The sequence below is a fragment of the Natronomonas marina genome (genome assembly GCF_024298905.1).
Lineage (GTDB): Archaea > Halobacteriota > Halobacteria > Halobacteriales > Haloarculaceae > Natronomonas > Natronomonas marina.
On the sequence record NZ_CP101154.1, the window covers coordinates 574,580 to 597,156 of the forward strand.

Genomic DNA, 22,577 nt, shown 5'->3' on the forward strand with positions numbered 1-22,577 from the left:
TTTTGAGGCTCCCACTCCCTACGTCAACCAATGAGACCGCTGCTGTGGATACTCGTCGGTATCCTCCTCTATACCGCGATTGCGATGGCGCTGAAGGCCCGCGGCCTCGTGCCATCGTCGCTTCGTGTCTCCGGTCCGATTCTCACGATCCACACGAAACGGGGGCGTGACCTCCTCGAGTGGCTGGCCGCTCCCCGGCGTATCTGGCGGGCCTGGGGCAACTTCGGCGTCGGCGTCGCCATCGTCATCATGGTCGGGTCGTTCTTCGGCGTCCTCTTTTCGGCGATGAGCGCCCTGACGGACCCCGCAGCGGTGGGCGGCATCACGCGACCGCAGGACGCGCTCGTCATCCCCGGCGTCAACCAGTTCCTCCCCATCGCGGCCGCCGTCGACATCCTCGTCGGCCTGCTCGTCGGTCTCGTCGTCCACGAGGGCGGCCACGGCCTGCTCTGTCGCGTCGAAGACATCGAGATAGACTCGATGGGTGTCGCGCTTTTGGCGTTCATCCCGCTCGGGGCGTTCGTCCAGCCCGACGAGGCGAGCCAAAACCGGGCCGACCGGGGCGGCAAGACCCGGATGTTCGCCGCCGGCGTGACGAACAACTTCCTCGTCACCGCGGTGTCGTTCGGCCTGCTCTTTCTCGTCGTCGCAAGCCTCGTCACCGTCGTCCCCGGCGTCGCCGTCGGCGGCACGCTCCCCGGCTCGCCGGCCGAGAACGCCAGCATCGAGCGGGGCGACGTCATCACCTCGGTGAACGGCCAGCCGATAGCCAACGAGACGGAACTCGAGGCGGCGCTGGCCGATGCCGACCGCGAAGTGACCGTCGGTCGGCAGAGCGGGGAGGCCGTGACCATAGAGCGGAGCCTCATCGTCACCCGGGCCGTCGTCGACGCGCCCATCGCCAAAGGGACGGAGATAACGGCGGTCGGCGGCGAGGCGGTCTACACCCAGTCCGGCTTCGACGCCGCACTGGACGGCGAGGAGATCGTCCAGCTTTCGACCGGCGACGGCGAGGCCGTCACGTTCCCGGTCGGCGTTTTCGTCAGTAGCGTCCCGGCGGAGGACCCCCTCGGCGAGGCCGGCGCGCCCGACACCCCGATGCTGATTCACAGCATCGACGGCGAGCCGACACCGACGCCCCAGGCCCTCACCGAGGTACTCTCGCAGACGTCACCCAACGAGACCGTCGAGGTCGTCGCCTACCACGGCGACGGCAACGACCCCTGGAGCGGCGAACGGCACACCTACGAGGTGACGCTCGAGGAGAACCCCCGAACCGACGGCGGGTTCGTCGGCGTCGCCGGGGTTCTGGAGGGGACCAGCGGCGTCGTCGTCGACGACTTCGGTATCGACCCCTATCCCGCCGAGCAGTACCACGCCTTCCTCGGCGGCACCGGATGGGGCGACGACCCCGTGTCCACGTTCGTCACCCGGGCGTTCGCTCTGCTGGTGTTGCCCTTCGCAAGCGTCGCGTTGCCCACGATCGGTTACAACTTCGCGGGCTTCAACGGTGCGGTGGCGAACTTCTATACCGTGTCGGGACCGCTCGGCACCGGCGCCGTCTTCGGACTGGCGAACCTCCTGTTTTGGACCGGGTGGGTCAACGTCAACCTGGGCCTGTTCAACTGCATCCCGTCGTATCCGCTCGACGGCGGGCACATCCTCCGGGCCAGCGTCGAGGCGGTGCTGGCACGGCTGCCCGTCGAGGTCAGTCCCGTCGTCGCGGCGGCGGTGACGACCGCGATCAGCGCGACGATGATACTGAGCCTGCTCGGGTTGCTGTTCCTGCCGCAGTTGCTGACGTGAAAAGGGAGCGCCCCAGGTCGGGCCGTTCAGGCCGCCGAAATCCGCCAGGTCGTCGCCGAGGTGTAGGACCACTTCTCGATGGTCAGCCCCGGCACCGAACCCTGTAGCTGGACGAGCAGTGCGCCGATCTCCTTTGGCGAGAGATCGACCTCGTCGGCGATGAACTTGCCCTTGACGTAGAGGTCGCCGTCGGTCCGCTCGGCCTCTGCCCGGAGATAGCCGGCCAGCCGCTCGGCCTTCCGGGAGGGGTAGGCGGACTCGGTTGCGGTGTTCGTACTCATGGTCAGTTGGGGGAGTGGCCGTGACCGAGGACGGCACAGACGACGTTCACGGCGACGGCGCCGCCGAGGGCGCTCAGGTTCCCGCCGGCAACGCCCGTGAACAGCCCAGCGACGAGCACCAGCGGGAGCAAAGCGGCGGTCCAGAAGGCTATCGCTTGGACGCCGCTGACGGCGTGACCGACGACTCGTTCGAACGCGCGGGACAGACCGACCGTGGGGGGACTTCGGTTGGCAGTCGACATGGGGGCTCTCCGTATCAACCCCATGAACCCCTACCCCCATATAAACGGCAGAGCCTTGCGGTGAATTCGGATCGGTTCGCGCTCTTTACGACCGGAGGCGCGCTTTACCGGACGTTTAACGAACAGCTCAAATTTCTTTAGAGATTTTATACCGTCTTCTAATGGTTTCGATACGGTGCAGAAGATCGGCTTGTCGGTTGGAGTCGAGAGCGTCGGTGTCGGGGGCGGGCAGACCGCTATCCGGCGCCGAACGCAAAAACGCCATTACCCGCGCGCCCGAACGGAGTCCCATGGAACGACGCAGACCCCCGGGAACGGAGGAGGGGTGGTACGTCCTTCACGACCTGCGGCGCATCGACTGGGACGAGTGGCGCGACGCGCCCCAGCGGGAGCGCGAGCGGGCCGTCGAGGAGGGCGTCGAGTACCTCCGGGACCACGAGGCCCTGGCGGACGCCGAGGAGGGCGGGTCGGCGGTCTTCTCGGTCGTCGGCCACGGCGCCGACCTCCTGATACTCCACCTCCGGCCGACGCTGGAGCACCTCGACCGCGCCGAGCGACGCTTCGAGGCGACCGCGCTGGCGGCGTTCACCGAGCGGGCCGACTCCTACGTCTCCGTGACCGAGGTATCGGGCTACATGCACGAGGACCTCACCGACGGCCTCGACGACATCGACGACGAGGGGATGCGCAACTACATGAAACAGCGCATCTATCCCGAGATTCCCGACGCCGGACACGTCTGCTTCTACCCGATGGACAAGCGCCGCGGCCCCGAGGACAACTGGTACGACCTCCCCTTCGAGGAGCGGGCCGAACACATGTCCGCCCACGGCGACGTCGGCCGGGAGTACGCCGGCCGGGTGACCCAGATCATCACCGGCAGCGTCGGCCTCGACGACCACGAGTGGGGCGTGACGCTGTTCGCCGACGACCCGACCGACATCAAGGAACTGCTCTACGAGATGCGGTTCGACCCCTCCTCCTCGCGGTTCGCCGAGTTCGGGAGCTTCTACGTCGGCCGCCGATTCCCGCCGGCGGACCTCGGCGCGCTTTTGGGCGGCGAGGCCGTCCCCACCGACGAACCGCTCGAGGGCGACACGCTCGATTCGACGGACCCGCCCCGCGCCGACGCGGCCGCTGCGCACGCCGACGACCACGGAGACGGTACCGGCGGCGACCCCGGAGACGACGACGGCGGCGATGGCGGCGGACGACCGTCGAGCGACCCCGCTCACCGGGAGATAGACGCCGAGTCGTTCCGCCAGCGTGTCGACGACTACGGCGTCGATGTCGACGAGGCAGCGGGCTACGGCCTGCTGTTCGGGTCCGACGCCGACGCCGAGGCGGTCGCAGAGGAGGTCGACGGACTGCGAGCGAACTTCGACCACTACGACACCCACGTTGGGACCGTCGTCCGGTCCGACGACGCCGGGACGGCCGTCGTCTCGCTGTGGGCCAACGAGCGCGCCGCCAGCACCGCCTCCGGCTTCCTCGCGGACCTGCCGGGCGTCGGCGGCGGCGTCGGCGCCGACCTTGCCGACAACGAAGCGCAGGAGGGCGAATCCGACGGCTCGGCCGGCGGCCGCCCGCAGCCGGGGCAGGCCCCCCACGAGGGCATCGAACCCGACGATTTCCGCCGACTCGTCCACCGGTTCGGGATCGACCCCCACGACCACCCCGAGGCCGGCTACGCGCTACTGTTCCGGTCGGACACCGACGCCGAGGACCTCGTCGAGGAGGTCGACGACCTCCGGGAGAGCTTCGAGGGGTACGACAGCCACGTCCTGACGACGGTCCGGGCCGACTCGGGCGACACCGCGGTCATCTCGCTTTGGACCGACGAGTCCGCGGCCGACACCGCCTCCGGCTTCCTCGCCGATCTCTCGGGTGCGGGCCCCGGTGTCGGCGCCGGCTACGGTGACGGTGAGTCGGACGAGGCCGACGACGGCGCCGAGGAGTCCGACGACATCCGCGGAGAACTGGCCGATCTCGGGGTCTACGCCGGCCAGCCCCACGGCGAGGACGTTTACGCCTTGGTGCTGTACTCCGAGGCCGATCCCGAGGAGCTTCACGGGGAACTGGCGGACCTCCGGGAGCGGTTCGAGCACTACGACAGCCACGTCAAGTCGGCGGTCTACGGCGACGAGGCCGACGGCGACCGGTCGGCCGTCGTCTCCATCTGGGAGTCACAGGAGGCCGCCGACAAGGCCGCCGACTTCCTGTCGGAACTTCCCGGCGTCGTCGGACGCGCCGGCGAGACCGAGAGCGGCTTCGGGACGATGGGTATGTTCTACACGGTAAAGCCCGACTACCGCGAGGAGTTCGTCGAGACCTTCGGCGAGGTCGGGGCGGCGCTCGAGGAGATGGAGGGCCACCTCGACACCCGTCTCCTCGTCAACGAAGAGGACGAAAACGACATGTTCATCGCCAGCCAGTGGCGCAGGAAGGACGACGCCATGGACTTCTTCCGCTCCGAGGCGTTCCGCGACACCGTCGAGTGGGGACGGGAGGTCCTCGACGACCGCCCCCGACACGTCTTCTTGGCCTGACGCTGGGGTCGGTCGTTCGCCGTTTCGTGCGCCGGGGCGCAGGCTACCCGGGATGCCGTCCGACAGAAACGCACGAAGCGGTCGCCGTCAGTAGAAGGCGATCGGCTTGCCTGGGGCCTCGTCGGTCGAGACCTTCTTGTGGGCGTCCTCGAAGTCGACGCCGCGAATCTCGGTGCGGCCGTCCCGGATGGCGAACATGCCGGCCTCGGTCGCGAGACTCTCCAGTTCCGCGCCGGAGAAGCCCTCCGTCTCGTCGGCTATCGCCTCGAGGTCGACGTCGTCGGCGAGGTTCATCTCGGCGGTGTGGATGGCGAGAATCTGCTCGCGGCCGGCCCCGTCCGGTTCGGGCACCTCGATGAGGCGGTCGAAGCGGCCGGGCCGGAGGATGGCCCGGTCGAGCATGTCGAAGCGGTTGGTCGCGGCGATGATGGAGATGTCGCCCCGCTGGTCGAAGCCGTCCATCTCCGAGAGCAACTGCATCATCGTCCGCTGGACCTCGGCGTCGCCGGAGGTCTTCGACTCGGTGCGCTTCGAGGCGATGGCGTCTATCTCGTCGATGAAGATGATCGCCGGTTCGCGCTCGGCGGCGAGTTCGAAGAGGTCCCGGACCAGGCGTGCGCCCTCCCCGATGAACTTCTGGACGAGTTCGGAGCCGGCCATCTTGATGAACGTGGCGTCGGTCTGGTTGGCGACGGCTTTCGCCAGCATCGTCTTGCCGGTGCCCGGCGGGCCGTGCAACAGCACGCCCGTCGGCGGCTCGATGCCCACCGTCTCGAACTTGCCGGGGTTCGTCAGCGGGTCCTCGACGGCCTCCCGGACCTCCCGAACCTGGCTCTCGAGGCCGCCGATGTCCTCGTAACTGACCTCGGGCTTCTCGGAGATCTCCATCGCCTGCGCGCGGGCGTCGGTCTCGGCGTCCAGCACCGTCTGGATGGCAAAGGAGTCGTTGATAGCCACCCGGTCGCCGGCCTCGAGTCGGTCGTGGAGCCGCGGGGAGACGTCCGTCAGCACCTCCTGGTTGTTGCCGTGCTGTTTGAGCAGTACCTGATCGTCGGTCAGCTCCTCGACGGTGGCGAGGTACAGCGACGACGTCTTCAGCGCCTCGTTTTCCTCCTGCAGGTCGTCGACCTCCTCGCGGAGCTCTGACTGCCGGTCGCGGGCCGTCTCGAGCTGGTCGGTCAGTTCGTCGTGGACCTGCGACACCTCGAGGTAGTGCTCGCGGAGCGCGGCCAGCCGTTCGGACTCGGACATCTCCGGGTCCAGCTCCAGCGTGGGACGGTCGGGCAGAGAGGGGCTATGCGACATAGATTGACGGGTAGTAGGCGTTGGAGATTAAAAGTGGCTTTGGGTGCGGGAGACGTTTGCGGGACCGACTAACACACCGACGGGAGTCGAATACTGTCCTCTCAGCCGAGTCGGAATCGGTCACTGTTCGTCGCTACCGACGACGCTACCGCAGCGACTCCCCTCGTCGCTCCGTCACGGCTTCCCTACCGCAGCGACTCCCCTCGTCGCTCCGTCACGGCTTCCCTACCGCAGCGACTCGTACTCCCCCACCATCTCGTCGTACGTCCCGATGGCGGCTTCGACCGGCTCCGGCGAGGACATGTCGATACCGGCCGTCTCCAGTAGTTCGAGGGGGTAGGCCCGCGACCCCGAGCGGAGGAACTCCCGGTAGTCGGCGGCCGCGGGTTCACCCTCTTCGAGGATGCGGTCGACGATGGCGTTGGCCGCGCTGATCCCCGTCGCGTACTGGTAGACGTAGTACGCGCGGTAGAAGTGCGGGATGCGCATCCACTCGCGGGCGATGCGGTCGTCGACGACCGCCGGCTCGTAGTACTCCGACTTGAGGCCCCGGTAGAGGTCGTCCAGCCGGTCCGGCGTCAGCGCCTCCCCGGCCGCCGATAGCTCGTGGGCCTCGTGCTCGAAGGAGGCGAACATGGTCTGACGGAACAGCGTCGAGCGGAACCGCTCGAGGTACTCGTCGAGGACGGCCCGCCGGAACGCCTCGTCGTCGACCGTCTCCAGCAGGTGCTCGGTCAGGAGCGCCTCGTTGACCGTCGAGGCCACCTCCGCGACGAATATCTCGTACGCCGAATAGACGTAGGGTTGCTCGTCGCTCGTCAGTTCCGAGTGCATCGAGTGGCCGAGTTCGTGCGCCAGCGTGTACATCGAGGCGATGTCGTCCTGGTAGTTCATCAGGATGTACGGCTGGCTGTCGTAGGTGCCGCTGCTGTAGGCGCCGGACTGCTTGTTGGCCGTCTCGTAGACGTCGACCCACCGCGATTCGAGCCCCTCGGCCATCCGGCTCTGGTAGGCGTCGCCGAGCGGCGCGACCGCCTCGACGACGTACTCGGTCGCGCGCTCGTAGTCGACGTCGGGCGTCTCCTCGCCGGTCAGCGGCGCGTACAGGTCCCACATCCGGAGGTCGTCGACGCCGAGACAGTCCCGCTTCAGTTCGGCGTGGCGGTGCAGTACGTCCAGGTTCGCCTCCACCGTATCGACCAGGGTGTCGTAGACGTCGGCCGGGACGTTCGGCCCGTCCAGCGCCGCCTCGCGTGCCGTCTCGTAGTGCCGCGCCCTCGCCAGTTTCGAGTCGGCCTTCACGCTGTTCTCGTAGGCCGTCCCGACCGTGTTGCGGTACTCCGCCCACTCGTCGTAGAAGGCCTCGTAGACCCGCCGACGGACGCCCCGGTCCGGGTGTTTCTGGAGCTTCGTGAAGTTCGACAGCGTGATGCGGCGCGGCTCGCCGTCGACCTCGACGCTCGGGAACTCCACGTCCGCGTTCGTCAGCATGTTGTAGACGTCGCCGGCGGCGCCCGTCACCTCGCTGAGATCGGCGAGCAGTTCCTCGATCTCCGGCGAACGGGTGTGGGGCTTCATCCGGAGGACGTCGTCGAAGTAGTGGTCGTAGACCGCCAGTTCGGGGTTGGCCTCGACGAACTCGTCGATTCGCTCGCGGTCGACCCGCTGGAGTTCCGGCTCGATGAAGCTCGCCGCACTCGAGGCGTCGGCCGACAGCGACTGTGCCCGCGCCGCGAACGCCTGGTAGGTCTGGTCGGTCGTGTCCTCGTCGCTCCGCATCCGGGCGTACGCCGCGACGTTCGCCACCTCGCGCATGATGGAGTCCCGGAGCTCCAGGACCGCCTGGAGCGTCTCGGCGTCCTCCGTCACGCGACCCTCGTAGACTTCCAGTTCCTCCAGTCGTTCCTCGACGCGTTCGAAGGCTTCCTCCCACTCCTCGTCGTCGGAAAAGAGGTCCGCGAGGTCCCAGGTGTACTCCTCGGCGACGTCGCTCCGCTCGGGCACCGAACTCATGGCCCCCGCTACGACCGCCGCCGCCCTAAACCCGTCGTCACCCGTCGGTCGCCAGGCTTCCGGCGACCCTCGCGGCGGCCAGTCGGCTCCGGCGCCGTTCCTCGAAGACCTCGCGGGCACGCTCGGCGGCCGCGGCGTCGACCTCGAACTCGACCGACGGATAGACGACCGACCGCAACACGAGCGGCTCCGGCGCGGCGGGAGCGATGCCGTCCGGTCCCGACAGCGACTCCCCGTCGAGCGCCCGCTCGAGGAACGCGACCGTCCGGCGGCCCTCGGCCACCGCCTCGATGACCGACACCAGCCGCCGGACCATCTGCCGGGCGAACCCGCCGGCCCGACAGTCGACGACGAGGAACCGTCCGTCCCGCTCGACGTCGACGGTCACCTCTCTGACGGTGCCCCTCGACTCGGGCGTGAAGTTCCGGAAGTCGTGCCGCCCCGAGAGCTGCTCGCAGGCCGCCGCCGCGCGCCCGTCGTCGGCCGCCGGCGCGAACAGGAAGTAGCGGTAGGCCCGCGCGTCGGCGTCGTGGGTGGCGTGGAACCCCTCCTCGACGTCGGCGGACGCCCAGGCTCGCACGGCCGGCGGTAGCTCACCGTTGAGCGCCCGCGCCCGGAGCCACTCGGGGGTCTCGAAGGCGACCGTCTGTGCCCGAGCCGAGACGCCCGCGTCCGTCCGGCCCGCCGCCGCGTAGCTGGGCGGCGTGCCGTCCTCGAACTCTACGCCGAGGCGGTCGAGCGCCTCGAACAGTTCGTCCTCGACGGTCTCGCCGTGTGGCTGGCGCTGGAAGCCGCGGTAGCCGGTGCCGTCGTAGGCCAGCCGGAACGCGCGCATACCGACCGTTCGGCCGACGACGGCTTACCCGTAACGGAACCGCCGCTCAGAGGTCCCGCGCGACCCGGAGCTCCGAGTCGGTCACCGTCTCGACGGCCTCGGCGGGCACCTCGATGTCGTCGCCGTCGCTGTCGCCGAACCCCAGCCCCTGGACCACCGCCTCCGCAACCCCCGGCTCGGGGTCGACGTAGGCGACCTGCTCGTCCGGGTCCACCTCGGTGACGAGTCCGATCTGTTCGGCCTCGGCGTCCATCAGGAACTTCCCCTCGTCCTCGGGAGACAGAACGGTCATGTCATTCCGTACGAAGTACAACTGCGGATAAATATCCTGTGGCTCGTCTCCGTTGACGGGGTCGGTCGTCGGATCCACACATGTGGCCGCGTCGGAACGTCCCCCTGCCGCGGCGACGCCGCCGAACGTACGCTACCGAACTGGTTATTCCCCTGGGGGCGAAAAACGAGCCAATGAGCCGGTCGCGCTCGTCTCGATTCCTCGCAGTCGAGGGGCTACTGATCGTGCTCGGGTTCACGATTGCGGCCCAGGTGTCGCCACCGGACCCCTACTCGCAGATACTCGGGACGCTCGTGATCCTCCTGGTGACGCTGCCGCTGTCGTACTGGCTCGTCTACGAGCGGGACGTACTGTCCTGACCCGGAGGCCGTTACTCGTAGTCCTCGTAGGTCGGCCGGCCCTCCTCGGGCGGGAACTCCTCGAGGGGTACCTGCGTCTGGTCGCCCGACGCCATGTCCTTGATCGTAACCGCGTCCTCGGCGAGGTCCTGCTCGCCGACCACGACGACCGTCTCGGCGTTGATGCCGTCGGCGTAGGATAGCTGGTCGCCGAACCCCCGCGTCGTCAGGTCCGTCTCGACGACGTGGCCCAACTCGCGGAGCTGTCGGGCGATGTCGGCCGCGACCGCCCGCGTGTCCCCGACCGTCAGCACGTAGTAGTCCGTCGACGGCGCCTCCTCGGGCCAGACGCCGGCGCGCTGACAGAGCAGCGACAGCGGCGCCAGCCCCGGCGCGACCCCGACCGCGGGCGTCGGCTGGCCGCCGAAGGACTCGATGAGGTCGTCGTAGCGGCCGCCGCCGAACACCGACCGCGACACCTCGCCCGTCGAGTCGAAACACTCGAAGACGACGCCGGTGTAGTAGTCCAGCCCCCGGGCGGTCGACAGCGACACCTCACAGTACTCGCGGGCGCCGAAGTCCGCCGCCGCCTCGAGGACGGCCCGGAGGTTCTCGACGGCGGACTCGACCCGCTCGGTCCCCGCGAAGGCCACGAGGTCCTCGAGGTCGTCCGTCGCCAGCACCTCGTCGAAGTCCTCCGCCTCCGCGTAGTCCAACCCCGCCTCGACCAGCAGGTCGTGGTACGCCTCGTCGTCTATCTTCTCGCTCTTGTCGACCGCGCGGATGGCCGCGGCCGTGTCGATGTCGCTGTCGAGCGACTCCAGCAGCCCACCGAGGATGTCGCGGTGGGAGACCCGGAACTCGAAGTCCTCGCCGGTCAGCCCCAGCGACGTCAGGGCGTCGGCCGCGAAGGCCAGCACCTCGGCGTCGGCCTCCGGCTCCTCGGTCCCGAAGATGTCGACGTTCGTCTGGTAGAACTCCCGGAAGCGACCCTGCTGGACCTGCTCGTACCGCCAGAACGGCCGCGTCGAGAACCACTTGATGGGCTCGGCCAGCGCGCCCTGGCGGGCGACGACCATCCGGGCGACCGTCGGCGTCAACTCCGGCGTCATCGCCACCTCCCGGCCACCCCTGTCCTCGAAGGCGTACAGTTCCTCGACGATTTCCTCGCCGGACTTGTCGACGTACATCTCCGTCCGCTCGAGGGCGGGCGTCCCGATCTCGCGGAAGCCGTACCGCCGGGCCGTCTCCTCCAGCGTGTCGATGACCTCCCGCCGGGCCGACATCTCGCCGGGGTAGAAATCTCGGAACCCCTTCAGACCGTCGTACATGCGCGGTGCTTCGGGACCGGCCGCACTAAAAGGTCCGATACCGCCCCGGCCGCTCGGCCCCGGGGATTCCTCGCTTCGCTCGGAATCTCGCCGCTCGCGGCTCACTTCGTTCACCGCTCGCAGTTCCGGGACGTCTCGCTTCGCTTGACGTCCCGCTAGTCGTCCACGACGACCTCGACCGGATCGTCGGCCGCCTCGTCGTCGAACTCCTCGCCGGACTGCTGTTGCTGGTAGAAGAGCGCGCCGGCGACGGCCAGGACGACCCACGAGCGCCAGTTCGCCAGGTTGAGCGTGTAGCCGACGCCGAACGGCTTCTCGACCAGCATTCCCTCGTCCGGTTGCCAGTAGGCGGACATCATCCGCCCGAGCGACGGCTTCTCGAAGTTGTACGGAACACCGAACAGTTCGCCGGACTTCGGTTTGTCGGGCATACTCGGCCGTACGGCACGCCGGGACTTATAGACACGGCCCACGCCGCAATCACTGGTACCGGCCGCGGCCCTCTATCTCGCGCAACTGCTCGACGACGCGCTCGTCGCCGACCGTCGCGTAAGCGTCCTCGAACGCCGACAGCAACTCGGCCGCGTCGTCGGCCGTCCCGCCGACGGCGCCCTCGAAGACGTGGAGGTCCATCGCGTAGTCCTCGACGTCGTCGGTGTAGTAGCCGAGACCGAAGTCGATGAGGTAGACCCGTCCCTCGGCAGCGGCGTCGCCCGGACGACCGACCCGGACGTTCCGCGGCGTCGGGTCGCCGTGGACGAAGCCAGCCTCGTGACACCGCGCGAGGTGCCGCCCGACCGCCCGGATCCGCGATTCAGTCAGCGCGTCCCGGAGGTCGGCGCCGCCGACGTACTCCAGTCGGAGCCGTCCCTCCGGCGGGTCGACGTCGTAGACGACGGGCGTCGGGACGCCGAGACGCCGGGCCTCGCTCGTCAGGCGGGCCTCCGTGCGGGTCCGCCGGCGACGGAGCCTGTCGTCCAACTCGGCGTGCCGGTAGGACTTCGGGAGCCGGCGCTTGTCGACCTGCTCGGGGGGGTCGAACTCGACGACGGCCTCGGCGCCCTGGACGCGCTCGTCGTCCGGGGCGGGGGCGGCGACGCCCGCGCCGTCCCGCCAGGTGACCGGCACCTGGTCGGGCCGGAAGTCCGGCCGCACGCGGGACTCGTCGACCGCGACCGTGTCGCCGGCCTCGTACATCTTCGCGCCCAGCACCGCTATCATGCCGGCGTTGTCCCGGAGGAATCGCGCCTCGGGCGCGTAGAAGTCGGCGCCGCGCTCCTCGCACATCGTCGAGAGCATCCCGCGGAGGCGGGCGTTCTGCCCGACGCCGCCGCCGAGGACGAGTTCGTCGGTCCCCGTAAGCGACAGCGCCCGTTCGCTGACCTCCGTCAGCATCGCAAAGACCGTCTCCTCGAGGCCGCGACAGACGTCGTCGACGGGGACGCCGTCGTCGACCGCCTGCTTGGCCGCCGAGGTGATGCCCGCGAACGAGAAGTCCATCCCCTTGACGACGTAGGGCAACTCGACGTACTCGCCGTCGCGGGCGTGTGCTTCGACCTTCGGGCCGCCGGGGTGGCTCCAGCCGACGTGACGCGTGAACTTGTCGATGGCGTTGCCGACGCCGGTGTCCATCGTCTCGCCCAGCACCCGGTAGCGGCCGTCGCGGTAGCCGAGGACGTGGGCGTTCGCGCCGGAGGCGTTCAGACAGACCGGCGAGTCGAACCCCGAGCGGTGGCGGCCGATCTCGAGGTGGGCGACCATGTGGTTGACGCCGACGAGCGGCACGTCCAGCGACCCCGCCAGCGCCCGCGCGGCGGTCCCGACGATGCGGAGACACGGGCCGAGACCGGGACCACGCGAGAAGGCGACGGCGTCCAGCGCCTCGGCCGGGGGCCCGTACTCCTCACGGACCGTCTCCAGCACGTCCTCGACGACCGACGGCACCGCCTCGCGCATGTGCTCGGCCGCCTCGCGCGGGTGAATGCCGCCGCTGGCGGGGGCGTAGGCGTCGGACTCGATGAGAACGTCGTCGGTCTCGACGTCGAAGACGGCCGCACTGGCACACCAGGCGGTTCCCTCGACGCCGAGCACCCGGGTCACGGCCTACTCGAACTCGGTGTAGCCGCACTTCCCGCAGTGCTGGCGGTCGCCGTAGTCGCCCAGGAAGGTGTCGCCACACCGGGGGCACTGCTCGCGGTCCGTGGTGCCGTCCTCGTTGTAGAACTCGTAGCGGGCCATCTACGCCTCCTCCGCCTCGCCCTCGGCCTCTTCCTCGTCGGCGGTGATCTTGTTGCGCTCGAGCATGTGCTCCTGCTCGACGTCCTCGGCGGCCTCGGCGCTGTCGTAGACCTTCGCGTAGCCGACGGTCTTTCGCATGCCGTACTTGGTGTCGAGTTTGTGGACGACCACCTCGCCGGCGTCCTTGTTCAGTTTCGCGGCCAGCGAGTCACGAACGGAGAGCCGGGAGGGCGTCGCCTCGTCGTGGGTCAGCTGGAACCGGACGTCCGTCCGGTGCAACATCGGGTTCTCGTCTTCCTCGATTATTTCGACGTCCATGGTTACGTTGCCCCGAAATTCCCGCGAAGCACTGAAAAGGATTTCGAAGCCGCCGGTGTGGTCGCCTCAGGCCGAGGGACCGACGACGAAGGCCTCGCCGCCCGTCCCGCTCACGGACTTCCAGGCGCCGTCGACCCGTATCTCCGCCGGGCCGAACTGGTAGTAGTTCGTCTCGCCCGCGCCCGAGGGCGCCTCCAGCAGGTACTGGTAGGTCGTCGAGCCGCTGGCGGGGTCGGCGAACCGGACCCGCTTGACGCTGCCGTCCGTCTCGACGCTCTCGACGGCCGGACTCTCCTCGGCGTAGACCGTCCACGACGCCGGCACGACGTCCTCGACGGGGGCCTCCGTCGGCGCCTCGACGGTGACCGTCTGGCGGCTGGTCTGCCCGCCGGTGTAGACGGAGGAACCGACCTCGCGGGTTCCGGTCGGGGTCCGGGGTCCCTCGGGGACCGGCAGGTCTGCGCCCCACGACCGGAGGTGCAGGGCGTTGTCGCCGCCCGTCTCGACGAACGTCGGCGTCGGCGTCGGCGACTGCACGCGGCCGGCCGCGGTCCCCTGGCTGAGGACGACCGCGAGTCGCTGGCCCGCCTCGACGGTGGCGTCCAGCGGCTCGATTGGGAGGCTGACGTCGAGTTCCTGCCCGGGGACGACGGTGCCCGCCTCCGGGCCGTCCTGGGCGTACCGGAGGTCGACCTGTCCCCAGCCGACCCGTTCGGTCGCGCCGCCCTCGTCGACCGCGTAGACGTGCGCCGTGAGGTGGCTGGCCGGGCCGGTCGGCGTCACGGTGACATCCACGGTCGGTTCGCCAGCGAAGCGGAGGTCTGACTCGACGGGGTCGGATTCGAAGGTGACGCAGGCCCGACAGCCGGGCTGGGGGTTGGACGATTGACTCGGGTCGACGTAGACCGTCCCCTGGCCGGTCTCCTCGCTCGGCTCGGTCCGCAGGTCGCCGTCGGTGCCCAGGTAGAACGCCGACGACTCGGCCTCGACGGGCGGCCACTCGTCGGCGCCGTACCACTCGCCGGCGGAACTCTGGGCGTGGACCCGCGCGTCGAAGGGGTCCGTCGGGGTCGAGGGGTCCGTCTCCGCCGGAATCACGTCGTCGATAGCCTCCGGGTCGCGGCCCTTCAGTTCGCTCTCGAACCACTTCAGCAGGAAGTCGGCCCAGTCGGGGTTGAACGCCGAGGTCATCTCGTCGTCGTTGTTCTTGATGCGGCCGTCGTCGGGGTAGCGGTGGGCGAACTGCCCGAAGTAGACGTGGGTCTTCACGCCGGCCTCCCGCAGCGCCTTCGTCCAGGGGTACACCTGCGAGGGGTCGACGTTCCAGTCCTGCAGGCCGTGGACCATCAGGACGCTGCCGTCGTAGTTGCGGGCCACGCCGGGCTTGAGCACCCGCGAGGTCCAGTAGCCGCTAGGGTCGTACTCGCCGGTCGCGCCGGCGTACAGCGCCCACAGCGTCCCGACGGCGTAGTTGTCCGGACACTGTGCCCGCGAGAGGTAGGTGCGGAGGCCCGTCCCCGAGAACGGCGTGTGTTCGGCCAGCGAGATGAGGTAGTACAGCCCCGTGAGAACGCCGTAACCCCGCTGTTCCGGTGCGCCCCGCTTGTACATCAGTTCGTGGACGTCGGGGACGCCGCTGAAGGGAACGACGGTCGACAGATACGGGTTGCCCTTCCGGGCGGCCATCCACGGCGTCGTGCCGTCGTACGAGCGGCCGATGATAGCGACGTTCTCGTTGGAGTCGTCGTGCTCGCCGAGCCAGGTCACCGCCTGGTCGATGTCGGCCTGCTCGTTCGGTCCCATCAGCTCCATACAGCCGCCGGAGCCGCCAGTGCCCCGGACGGCCACCGCCGCGACGGCGTAGCCCTGCTGGACGTAGTTCTCCGCCAGCCGTCGGGTGCGGATGCAGTCCCGGACCGAACTGCCCCGCAGGTCGCTGATGTACGGCGTCGCCCGGAGGATGACCGGCGCCGTCTCGCCCTCGTCGAGGTCCGGCCAGAGGACGCCGATCTGTATCTTCTCGCCGTCCCGGCCGCTCTCGAGTTCGACCGTCTCCTCGGTGCCGAACTCGTGTGTCGGCTCCCGCGATACCTCGGTGTAGAACTCCTCGCGGCTCGGATCGCAGTCGAACCCCAGGAACGTCACCGTCGGTCCCGGTGCGGGTTCGTCCGGGACGAACTCCTGGGCCTCCGCCGACCCGACCAGCGAGAGGCCCGCCGTCGAAGCCGCCGCCGAGCGCAGTACCGACCGTCGTGATACGCCACTGTCCCCGTCGGACTCGAACATGGTATGTGGTCACACCAGGAACCGACCTACAAAACTATTCCCACTGAAACCGGTGTAAATAAACCCGTGTCGAACCGGGATTTCCGGTCGATAGAAGTATCCGTTCAGGCGGCGAGGATGGCTGAAAGCCGGTCGTAGTCGCCGTCCATCGCCGCGAGCAGCTCTCGACACCGGACGCGGAGTTCCTCGTCGACGCTCGCAAGCACCATCCCCTCGTCGGGCTGCCCGTAGACGACCGAGGCGCCGTCGGGTGCGGCGACCACGGCCGGCAGCGCGGCGAGGTCCTCCTCGCCGCGGACGGTGATGACGACCGAGCCCTCGCGGCCGACGGCGTCGACCAGCGCCGAAAGCAACTCCTCGGTCAGCGTCGCGGGCGGGTTCTCGACCTCGATCCGGTGGTCGAAGCCGTCGATGGCGTCGAGTATCTCGCGTTCGACCCGCTCGCGTTTCGTCTTGCCGTCCACCAGCGCGACGTCGGGACGGTGGCCCGCCTCCAGCAGGTGGTAGGTGACGATGTCGCCGACGGCGACGATGGGGGCGGTCGCGTCCCCGTACAGGACCTCGGCGTCGGTGTAGACGGGGCCGAGCGGCTCCTTCAGTTCGCCGCGGAGCGAATCCGGGAGTTCGAGGACGACCTCGGCCATCTTACCGGACCTTCAGCGCGTACCGGCCCGGCTCGGTGACCTCCATCTCCTTTGCGATCTCGCTCTTCTCGGGGTGGGCGATGACGACGTAGCCGGCCCAGTCCTCGGTCAGCGAGTTCGAGCCGCAGGCGGGACACTGCTCGCCGTCGTCGACCTCGAGCACGCGGTGGCAGTCCCGACACACCAGCCGGTCGGCCATCTAATCACCCGCCTGCGCCTCGCGGCGCTGTCGTTCCTCCTCGAGCCAGCCGTGCTTGCCGAGGCCGGGCTGTTTCGCGGTCAGCCCGATCTTCGAATCGCGGGGGTTCCGCTCGTCGATGCTCTTCGTGACGATGCGCGCCCGGACGGCGTCGCCGACGCTCAGCACGCGGTTGGAGTCCCGCGAGGCCAGCTGCTGGTTCTCCTCGTCGTAGGCGAGGTACTCGTCGGATATCTGCGAGACGTGGAGGAGTCCGTCCACGGGACCGATGCCGACGAAGGCGCCGAAGTTGACGACCTCGACGACCTCGCCGTCGACGACCTCCTGCATCTGTGGGTCGAACGTGACGGCGTCGAACTCCGCCTCGTAGTAGACGCCCGGCCGGTTCGGGAGTACGGCCCCGTCACCGATGTCGTGGACCTCCGTTACGGAGACGACGCTCCCGACCTCCTCGTCCATCCGTCCTTCGAGCTTGTCCTGCAGCAGCCGCTTGACAAGCCCCGGCGACACATCAGCGAGGTGTCTGGGCGGCACCTCGACCGTGTCCTTGAGTCGTACCCGTTTGTACATGCTATGGTTCAGTGATCTCGAATTTGGTTCGGCCCCGTAAACTAATTACGGGAACGTTCGCTTCCAGGAGCCGCTCTCGGAGCGGCATGTCGCTCGTGACCGCATACGCCGCCTCGCGGCCGAGTTCCACGACCGCGTCGTCCGCGTAATCGGCGTCGTGCTCGACGACGTCGCACTCCCGGCGGGCCAGGTCGGCCCCGACGCTCGCCGCCGTCGCCGCCTCGCCGGCGCCGTCGGCCAAGGCGTCCAGTTCCGACAGCACCGCCTCGGGGACGACGGCCTCGTAGTCGCCGAGCAGCCGGTCGAGCTCCTCGAAGATCCGGACGTCGACCTCGACCGGCGCCATGAGTGCGTTCGTGTCGAGCACGACTCTCATCCCCGCAGCGTGCCGACGCCGATGAGCCGCCAGCGGGCGCCGACCCGGCGATTGATTGCTATCTTCGCGTCGGGCTCCGCACAGACGGGCCGCTTGAGGTTGACCTCGCACTCGCCCTCGCGGGCGCTGGTGACGGCGCCGACCGTCGTGGCGGTGCCGACCGTCAACATCAGCGGCTCGCCGGTCGATATCTCCTCGACGTCGCCCTCGCCGACGATGCGGTCGAACAGTTCGACGTCCATCGTGAACCCGTCGTGCGTCGGCGGGAGGCTACCCGGCGGACCCGCGACCTGTCCTGCCAGGGCGTCGCCCTTCGTCAGCGAGGGGTCCAGCCCGGTCCCGACCCCGAGCAGGCCGCCGGGACCGACCTCGTCGACGAACTCGCCGCCGGCCTGCAGCGACCGGACGGTCGTCTCGACGGGGTGGTACTCCGCTTCGCCGCCCTCCTCGATTTCGCGGCCGGGCTTGATCTCCAGTTCGTCGTCTTCGTGGAGCCGCCCCTGCGACAGCGAGCCGCCCAGGACGCCACCCGTGAGGTCCTCCCAGGTCGTCCCCGGGCGGTTGATGTCGAACGAGCGGGCGACCTGCAGGCGGGCGTCGGCGTCGGGGTCCCGGTCCGGCGTCGGAATCTCCTCCTGAACCGTCTGGATGAGGAGGTCCATGTTGACCTCCTGCTGGGCGGAGGTGGGAACGATGGGCGCCCCCTCGGCGACGGTGCCCTCGACGAACTCCTGTATCTGCTCGTAGTTGCGCATCGCCTGCTCGCGGTCGACGAGGTCGACCTTGTTCTGGGCGATGACGATGTTGTCGATGCCGATGATGTCCAGCGCCATCAGGTGCTCTTCGGTCTGGGCCTGCGGCACCGGCTCGTTGGCGCCGATCACGAGCACCGCACCGTCCATGATGGCCGCGCCGGACAGCATCGTCGCCATCAGCGTCTCGTGGCCCGGCGCGTCCACGAACGAGACCGTCCGAAGATGCTCGCTCTCGGAGCCGTCCGGACACTCCTCGTCGACGGTGTAGCGCTCGGGCTCGTCGAGGTCCGGACACTCCCGGAACGTCGCGTCGGCGTACCCGAGGCGGATGGAGATGCCGCGCTTCATCTCCTCGGAGTGCTGGTCGGTCCACTCGCCGGACAGTGCCTGCACGAGCGTCGTCTTCCCGTGGTCGACGTGGCCAACCAGTCCGATGTTCACCTCCGGTTGTCGGTGATTTCCCGTCATTTAGTAATGACGTGTAAATCCTCCCGTGCGAGTGATAACGCTTCCGCTTTATCCGTGCCGGTGGGGTCGTCGCGGCAGCCGGAGGGCGGGACGCACACCCGTCCCGACCGATAAAAGGCCGGCGAACCTACGTCGAACGTGGCTCCAGTAGAAACCGTCACCTTCGACTCCTACAGCACGCTCGTCGACGTCACCGCCGTCGAGTCGGCACTGGCCGACGCCGTCGACGACCCCGAACCGGTCTCGAACCACTGGCGGTCGCGGTCGCTGCTCTACACCACCGTCGCCAACGAGGTGGACGCCTACGACACCTTCTACGCGCTGAACCGCGCGGCGCTGGAGCACGCCCTGGAGAGTCACGGCGTCGACCTCCCACCGGACGAGCAGGAGGCGATACTGGAGACCTACCACGAACTCGCCGTCTTCGACGACGTTCGCGGGGGGCTGCAGGAACTGGACGAGGCCGGCGTCGACGTCTACGTCCTCTCGAACGGGAATCCCGAGATGCTCGCCTCGATGGTCGACCACGCCGGCATCGGCGAGTTCCTCGAGGACATCATAAGCGCCGACGAGGTGGAGACGTTCAAGCCCAGCGCCGAACTGTACCGCCACGCGGCCGCCCGGACCGGAACGCCAATCGACCGCGTCGCCCACGTCAGCGCGCTGTTCTACGACGTGCTCGGGGCGAGCCACGCCGGCATGACCGGCGTCTGGCTGGACCGGGGGACGACCCCCTGGGACGACGTTGCCGGTGCCCCCGACGCCGTCGTTTCGGCCATCCGCGAGGTCGGCCCGACGCTCGACCTGACGTAATTCCTACAAAAACGCCGTTCAGCCAACCTATTAGCCCCTGGCGTCCATCCCCCCGAGCATGAGCGACGCAGAACACGCCTCGTTGCTCGACTGCGAGGAGTGCCTCCAGCCGGCGGAGGCCTTCTCGGTCATCGGCAACGAGACGCGACTCGCCATCCTCGAGGCGCTGTGGGAGGCCCCCGAGCGGCCCGTGACGTTCTCGGAACTGCGCGGCCGGGTCGGGATGGCCGACAGCGCCCAGTTCAACTACCACCTCCAGAAGCTGACCGGCCAGTTCGTCCAGAAGTCCGACGACGGCTACGACTTCCGGAGTCCGGGGCGGGCGGTCATCCAGGCAGTACTGTCCGGGTCGCTGAACCGCGACCCGGAACTCGGGCCCTTCGAGGTCGCCGGCGACTGCATCGACTGCGACGCCGGCCTCGAGGCGTTCTACGAGGACGAGCGGCTCCGGGTGGTCTGCCCGGACTGCGGCCGCGGCCACGCCGACTGGCCGTTCCCGCCCGGTGGTCTCGAGGACCGCACCCCCGAGGAGGTGGCCGCGGCGTTCAACCAGCGCGTCCGGCACCTGCTGTGTCTCTCCGCCGATGGGGTCTGCCCCGACTGCAACGGCCGGATGGAGACGACCGTCGACTACGCCGACTCCGAGTCCGACAGCACCGTCGACGTGACCCACTGGTGTCGGCGCTGCGAGAACGAGTCGAGCACCACCGTCGGCATCTCGCTGCTGGACGACGCCGAGGTTGTCTCCTTCTACCGCGACCACGGCGTCGACCTCAACGCCGTCCCGTTCTGGACGCTCCCGTGGTGTGTCGCCGACGACGACACCACCGTCCTGGACGACGACCCCTGGCGGCTCCGCGTCGACGTCGAACTCGACGACGAACGGCTCGAGGTCGTCCTTGACGGCGAACTGACCGTCGTCGACTCCGAGCGCGTGCCAGCCAAGGCCGCCGACGACTGACGCCCCCGGACGGCGGCCCGCAGTTTTTCACCCGGGACCCCCTCTCTGGACCCGTGCGGGAGTACGCCTTCGAACTGTCGATGTGCGCCGCCCTGGAGGCCGACAGCGACGGCATCCTGGCCCGCCAGCTCGGCTCGCACTCCCGCGTGGTCGACGTCGTCGAGGTCCGCCCCGGCCCGGCCTTCGACGAGCGGGTCGCCATCACGCCCGAGCGGATTCCGCCCCCGGCCATAGAGAGCGACGTCGGCGTCGGGCGGGCCCGCTACTGGAAGGACGCCTTCGAGTTGCCGCCCGACCGCGCGCGCGGCGTCGTCGACCGCGCCGTCGAGGTCGGTTTCTTCGAGGCCGAGCGCCGCAACGGCCGCCGGTACGTCCGACAGACGGCGCGGTATCCCGACTGGTTCGACGGCCTGCGCGCCTTCGAAAACAAGCCGGACCTCGACCGGCCCGGCGACCTCTCACTGCAGTTGCGGAAGGACGTCTCCCTTTCGCTGTTCGACGAGGTGGTGCTCGTCACCGAATCCTACGTCACGGGCGCCCACCTCAATCGGCTTCCCGAGGCGGTCGGCGTCTGGCGGTTCAACCCCGAAACCGGCGACCTGGAGGTGGTCCGGGAGGCGACGCCGCTGCCGACCGACGAGGCCGGCCTCGCGGTGCTGGACGAGCACCCTGCCCGCGTCGACGTCGAACCGGTCGACGCCGCCGAGAAGGCTCGCCGGCGCCGCCGGATCGCGGAACGCGCCTACGGCAAGGGGTGGCGCCCGGGGGCGCTGCCCGCCTGCGAGCGCGCCGACGCCCGGGGGCCGCCGTTCCGGTCGGACGACGCCCTGCCGTACTGCACCTGGAAGGGCCGGTTCGTCGACCCGGCGCGGGAGTGCGGCCCCGACTGCGACGGCCACGACCCGGCCGACCCGCCGGCGTGCGACCCCGAGGCGGTCCGCGCCGAGCGGTCGCCGTGGGAGCCCGACCCCGCCGGGACGGACCGCCGGCAGGCGGGGCTGGACCGGTTCGTCGGCGACGCCGGAGAGCCGGACTGACCCGCAGCGAGGTCGGTAGTCCCGGCGGGGGCGCCCTACAGCACGAACCGCTCGCCGTCGACGGCCATGTCGTCGTCGAAGGCCTCCTCGGCGGGGATGTAGTGCGAGAGGTGGACCAGCCGGTAGTCGTCCGGCGAGAGGTCGGCAGCGAGCGCGCGGGCGCCCTCGATGGTCATGTGCTTGGTGCCGAAGGTCCGGAACGTCCCCTCGTCGTCGGGGTGGGCGCCGCCGAGCGGGTGGTACTCGCAGTACTTCGCGGGGACGATGCCGTCGACGAAAAGCAGGTCGGCGTCCCGGAGGACGTCCCGGGAACGGTCCGGCACCGCGTAGCTGGTGTCCCCCGACAGCGACAGGGTCGCGCCCGTCTCGGGGTCCTCGATGCGGAGGCCGTAACAGACAAGCGGCGGGTGTTCGACCGGGACGAGCGTCACCTCGAAGCCGCAGGCCTCGAAGGGCTCGAACGGCGACTCGGGCGAGACGGTCACGGCGTCGAGGTAGTCGTACCGCCGGGAGACGGTTTCGGCGACGCTCTCGCCCGTCTCGGGGTCCGTCTCGTCGGGCGCGAACACCGGCACGTCCTCCAGCAGGCGGTAGGCGTTGCCCAGTCCGTCCAGGTGGTCGAAGTGGATGTGGGTGATACAGATCGCGTCCGGCAGGGCGGCGTCGCTGTCGAGGAACTGCTGGCGGAAGTCGGGGCTGGCATCGACGAGCAGCGACTCGCCTGTCCGCTCATTGCGGACGTGGACCGAGAAGCGCGAGCGCTCGACGCCGCGCTCCTCGGCCTCGCGGCAGGTGTCACAGGCGCAGTTCGGCGTCGGCGTCCCCGTCGTGTCGCCGGTCCCCAGCAGCGTGACCTCCATCGTCGGTAGCGAGGGGCGTCGGGCGCCTAAACCTCCCGGTCGCCGGGTGCCGGCGCCCAC

The 22,577-nt window shown here is 69.2% G+C and carries 24 protein-coding genes; 6 read left to right on the forward strand and 18 right to left on the reverse strand.

What is annotated here, in order from left to right:
- Positions 1–30: 30 nt before the first annotated feature.
- A complete protein-coding gene (locus NLF94_RS03115; RefSeq protein WP_254840002.1) occupies positions 31–1,806 on the forward strand; it encodes a site-2 protease family protein in 1,776 nt (591 codons plus the stop codon).
- A 26-nt stretch (positions 1,807–1,832) separates the two neighbouring features.
- Here the strand turns inward: NLF94_RS03115 and NLF94_RS03120 are convergent, their stop codons facing one another.
- Both NLF94_RS03120 and NLF94_RS03125 read right to left on the reverse strand, forming a co-directional pair.
- Positions 1,833–2,087, reverse strand: coding sequence for a DUF7123 family protein (locus NLF94_RS03120; RefSeq protein WP_254840003.1), 255 nt, complete (start codon positions 2,085–2,087; stop codon positions 1,833–1,835).
- A 2-nt stretch (positions 2,088–2,089) separates the two neighbouring features.
- A complete protein-coding gene (locus NLF94_RS03125) occupies positions 2,090–2,329 on the reverse strand; it encodes a DUF8028 family protein (protein WP_254840004.1) in 240 nt (79 codons plus the stop codon).
- Positions 2,330–2,619: 290 nt separating this feature from the next.
- Between NLF94_RS03125 and NLF94_RS03130 the strand changes: the two genes are divergently transcribed.
- Positions 2,620–4,878: a heme-binding protein gene (locus NLF94_RS03130; RefSeq protein WP_254840005.1), complete on the forward strand. Its 2,259-nt coding sequence runs from the start codon at positions 2,620–2,622 to the stop codon at positions 4,876–4,878.
- Positions 4,879–4,965: 87 nt separating this feature from the next.
- Here NLF94_RS03130 and pan2 read toward each other — a convergent pair whose 3' ends face one another.
- The 4 genes from pan2 to NLF94_RS03150 all read right to left on the reverse strand — a co-directional run bounded on the left by pan2 (position 4,966) and on the right by NLF94_RS03150 (position 9,323).
- A complete protein-coding gene (gene pan2 / locus NLF94_RS03135; RefSeq protein WP_254840006.1) occupies positions 4,966–6,183 on the reverse strand; it encodes a proteasome-activating nucleotidase Pan2 in 1,218 nt (405 codons plus the stop codon).
- 225 nt (positions 6,184–6,408) lie between these two features.
- Positions 6,409–8,196 carry an oligoendopeptidase F gene (gene pepF / locus NLF94_RS03140; RefSeq protein WP_254840007.1) on the reverse strand — a complete coding sequence of 596 codons (1,788 nt, stop codon included), beginning with the start codon at positions 8,194–8,196 and terminating at the stop codon, positions 6,409–6,411.
- A gap of 37 nt (positions 8,197–8,233) precedes the next feature.
- Complete coding sequence (gene truA / locus NLF94_RS03145) at positions 8,234–9,031, reverse strand: tRNA pseudouridine(38-40) synthase TruA (RefSeq protein WP_254840008.1); 798 nt, start codon at positions 9,029–9,031, stop codon at positions 8,234–8,236.
- 46 nt (positions 9,032–9,077) lie between these two features.
- Positions 9,078–9,323, reverse strand: a complete 246-nt coding sequence (locus NLF94_RS03150) for a DUF8593 domain-containing protein (RefSeq protein ID WP_254840009.1) — start codon at positions 9,321–9,323, stop codon at positions 9,078–9,080.
- 173 nt (positions 9,324–9,496) lie between these two features.
- On the opposite strand from NLF94_RS03150, the gene NLF94_RS03155 reads away from it, so the two are divergent.
- On the forward strand, positions 9,497–9,682 hold the full coding sequence (locus tag NLF94_RS03155; RefSeq protein ID WP_254840011.1) for a DUF7534 family protein: 186 nt from the start codon (positions 9,497–9,499) through the stop codon (positions 9,680–9,682).
- Positions 9,683–9,693: 11 nt separating this feature from the next.
- Here NLF94_RS03155 and hisS read toward each other — a convergent pair whose 3' ends face one another.
- From hisS to NLF94_RS03210, 11 genes are all read right to left on the reverse strand, one after another.
- Positions 9,694–10,992 (reverse strand): histidine--tRNA ligase, encoded by a 1,299-nt coding sequence (gene hisS, locus NLF94_RS03160; RefSeq protein ID WP_254840012.1) that lies wholly within the window; start codon positions 10,990–10,992, stop codon positions 9,694–9,696.
- Positions 10,993–11,147: 155 nt separating this feature from the next.
- Positions 11,148–11,423 (reverse strand): DUF5808 domain-containing protein, encoded by a 276-nt coding sequence (locus tag NLF94_RS03165; RefSeq protein ID WP_254840013.1) that lies wholly within the window; start codon positions 11,421–11,423, stop codon positions 11,148–11,150.
- A gap of 49 nt (positions 11,424–11,472) precedes the next feature.
- Positions 11,473–13,092 (reverse strand): bifunctional N(6)-L-threonylcarbamoyladenine synthase/serine/threonine protein kinase, encoded by a 1,620-nt coding sequence (locus NLF94_RS03170; protein WP_254840014.1) that lies wholly within the window; start codon positions 13,090–13,092, stop codon positions 11,473–11,475.
- Between the two features lie 3 nt (positions 13,093–13,095).
- Positions 13,096–13,230: a 30S ribosomal protein S27ae gene (locus NLF94_RS03175; RefSeq protein WP_254840015.1), complete on the reverse strand. Its 135-nt coding sequence runs from the start codon at positions 13,228–13,230 to the stop codon at positions 13,096–13,098.
- Positions 13,231–13,548 (reverse strand): 30S ribosomal protein S24e, encoded by a 318-nt coding sequence (locus NLF94_RS03180; protein ID WP_254840016.1) that lies wholly within the window; start codon positions 13,546–13,548, stop codon positions 13,231–13,233.
- A 66-nt stretch (positions 13,549–13,614) separates the two neighbouring features.
- Positions 13,615–15,834: a CocE/NonD family hydrolase gene (locus NLF94_RS03185; protein ID WP_254840017.1), complete on the reverse strand. Its 2,220-nt coding sequence runs from the start codon at positions 15,832–15,834 to the stop codon at positions 13,615–13,617.
- A gap of 104 nt (positions 15,835–15,938) precedes the next feature.
- The gene (locus tag NLF94_RS03190) at positions 15,939–16,478 is read right to left on the reverse strand and encodes a GTP-dependent dephospho-CoA kinase family protein (RefSeq protein WP_254840018.1); all 540 of its coding nucleotides are present in this window, start codon (positions 16,476–16,478) and stop codon (positions 15,939–15,941) included.
- 1 nt (position 16,479) lies between these two features.
- Positions 16,480–16,677: a transcription elongation factor subunit Spt4 gene (gene spt4, locus NLF94_RS03195; protein WP_254840019.1), complete on the reverse strand. Its 198-nt coding sequence runs from the start codon at positions 16,675–16,677 to the stop codon at positions 16,480–16,482.
- Positions 16,678–17,247, reverse strand: coding sequence for a DNA-directed RNA polymerase (locus NLF94_RS03200; RefSeq protein WP_254840021.1), 570 nt, complete (start codon positions 17,245–17,247; stop codon positions 16,678–16,680).
- Position 17,248: 1 nt separating this feature from the next.
- Positions 17,249–17,623 carry a PIN domain-containing protein gene (locus tag NLF94_RS03205; RefSeq protein WP_254840022.1) on the reverse strand — a complete coding sequence of 125 codons (375 nt, stop codon included), beginning with the start codon at positions 17,621–17,623 and terminating at the stop codon, positions 17,249–17,251.
- Entirely contained in the window at positions 17,620–18,846 is a 1,227-nt protein-coding gene (locus NLF94_RS03210) for a translation initiation factor IF-2 subunit gamma (RefSeq protein ID WP_254840023.1), read from the reverse strand. The genes NLF94_RS03205 and NLF94_RS03210 overlap by 4 nt, the downstream gene beginning before the upstream one ends.
- A gap of 138 nt (positions 18,847–18,984) precedes the next feature.
- Here NLF94_RS03210 and NLF94_RS03215 point away from each other — a divergent pair, with 138 nt between their 5' ends.
- Genes NLF94_RS03215 through NLF94_RS03225 form a run of 3 tightly spaced genes read left to right on the forward strand, consistent with a single transcriptional unit; the run spans position 18,985 to position 21,657 of the window.
- A complete protein-coding gene (locus NLF94_RS03215) occupies positions 18,985–19,659 on the forward strand; it encodes a haloacid dehalogenase type II (RefSeq protein WP_254840025.1) in 675 nt (224 codons plus the stop codon).
- A gap of 58 nt (positions 19,660–19,717) precedes the next feature.
- Positions 19,718–20,620 (forward strand): winged helix-turn-helix domain-containing protein, encoded by a 903-nt coding sequence (locus NLF94_RS03220; protein ID WP_254840026.1) that lies wholly within the window; start codon positions 19,718–19,720, stop codon positions 20,618–20,620.
- Positions 20,621–20,673: 53 nt separating this feature from the next.
- A complete protein-coding gene (locus tag NLF94_RS03225; protein WP_254840028.1) occupies positions 20,674–21,657 on the forward strand; it encodes a DUF5787 family protein in 984 nt (327 codons plus the stop codon).
- 35 nt (positions 21,658–21,692) lie between these two features.
- Here the strand turns inward: NLF94_RS03225 and NLF94_RS03230 are convergent, their stop codons facing one another.
- Entirely contained in the window at positions 21,693–22,517 is an 825-nt protein-coding gene (locus NLF94_RS03230; protein WP_254840029.1) for an MBL fold metallo-hydrolase, read from the reverse strand.
- Between the last annotated feature and the right edge of the window lie 60 nt (positions 22,518–22,577).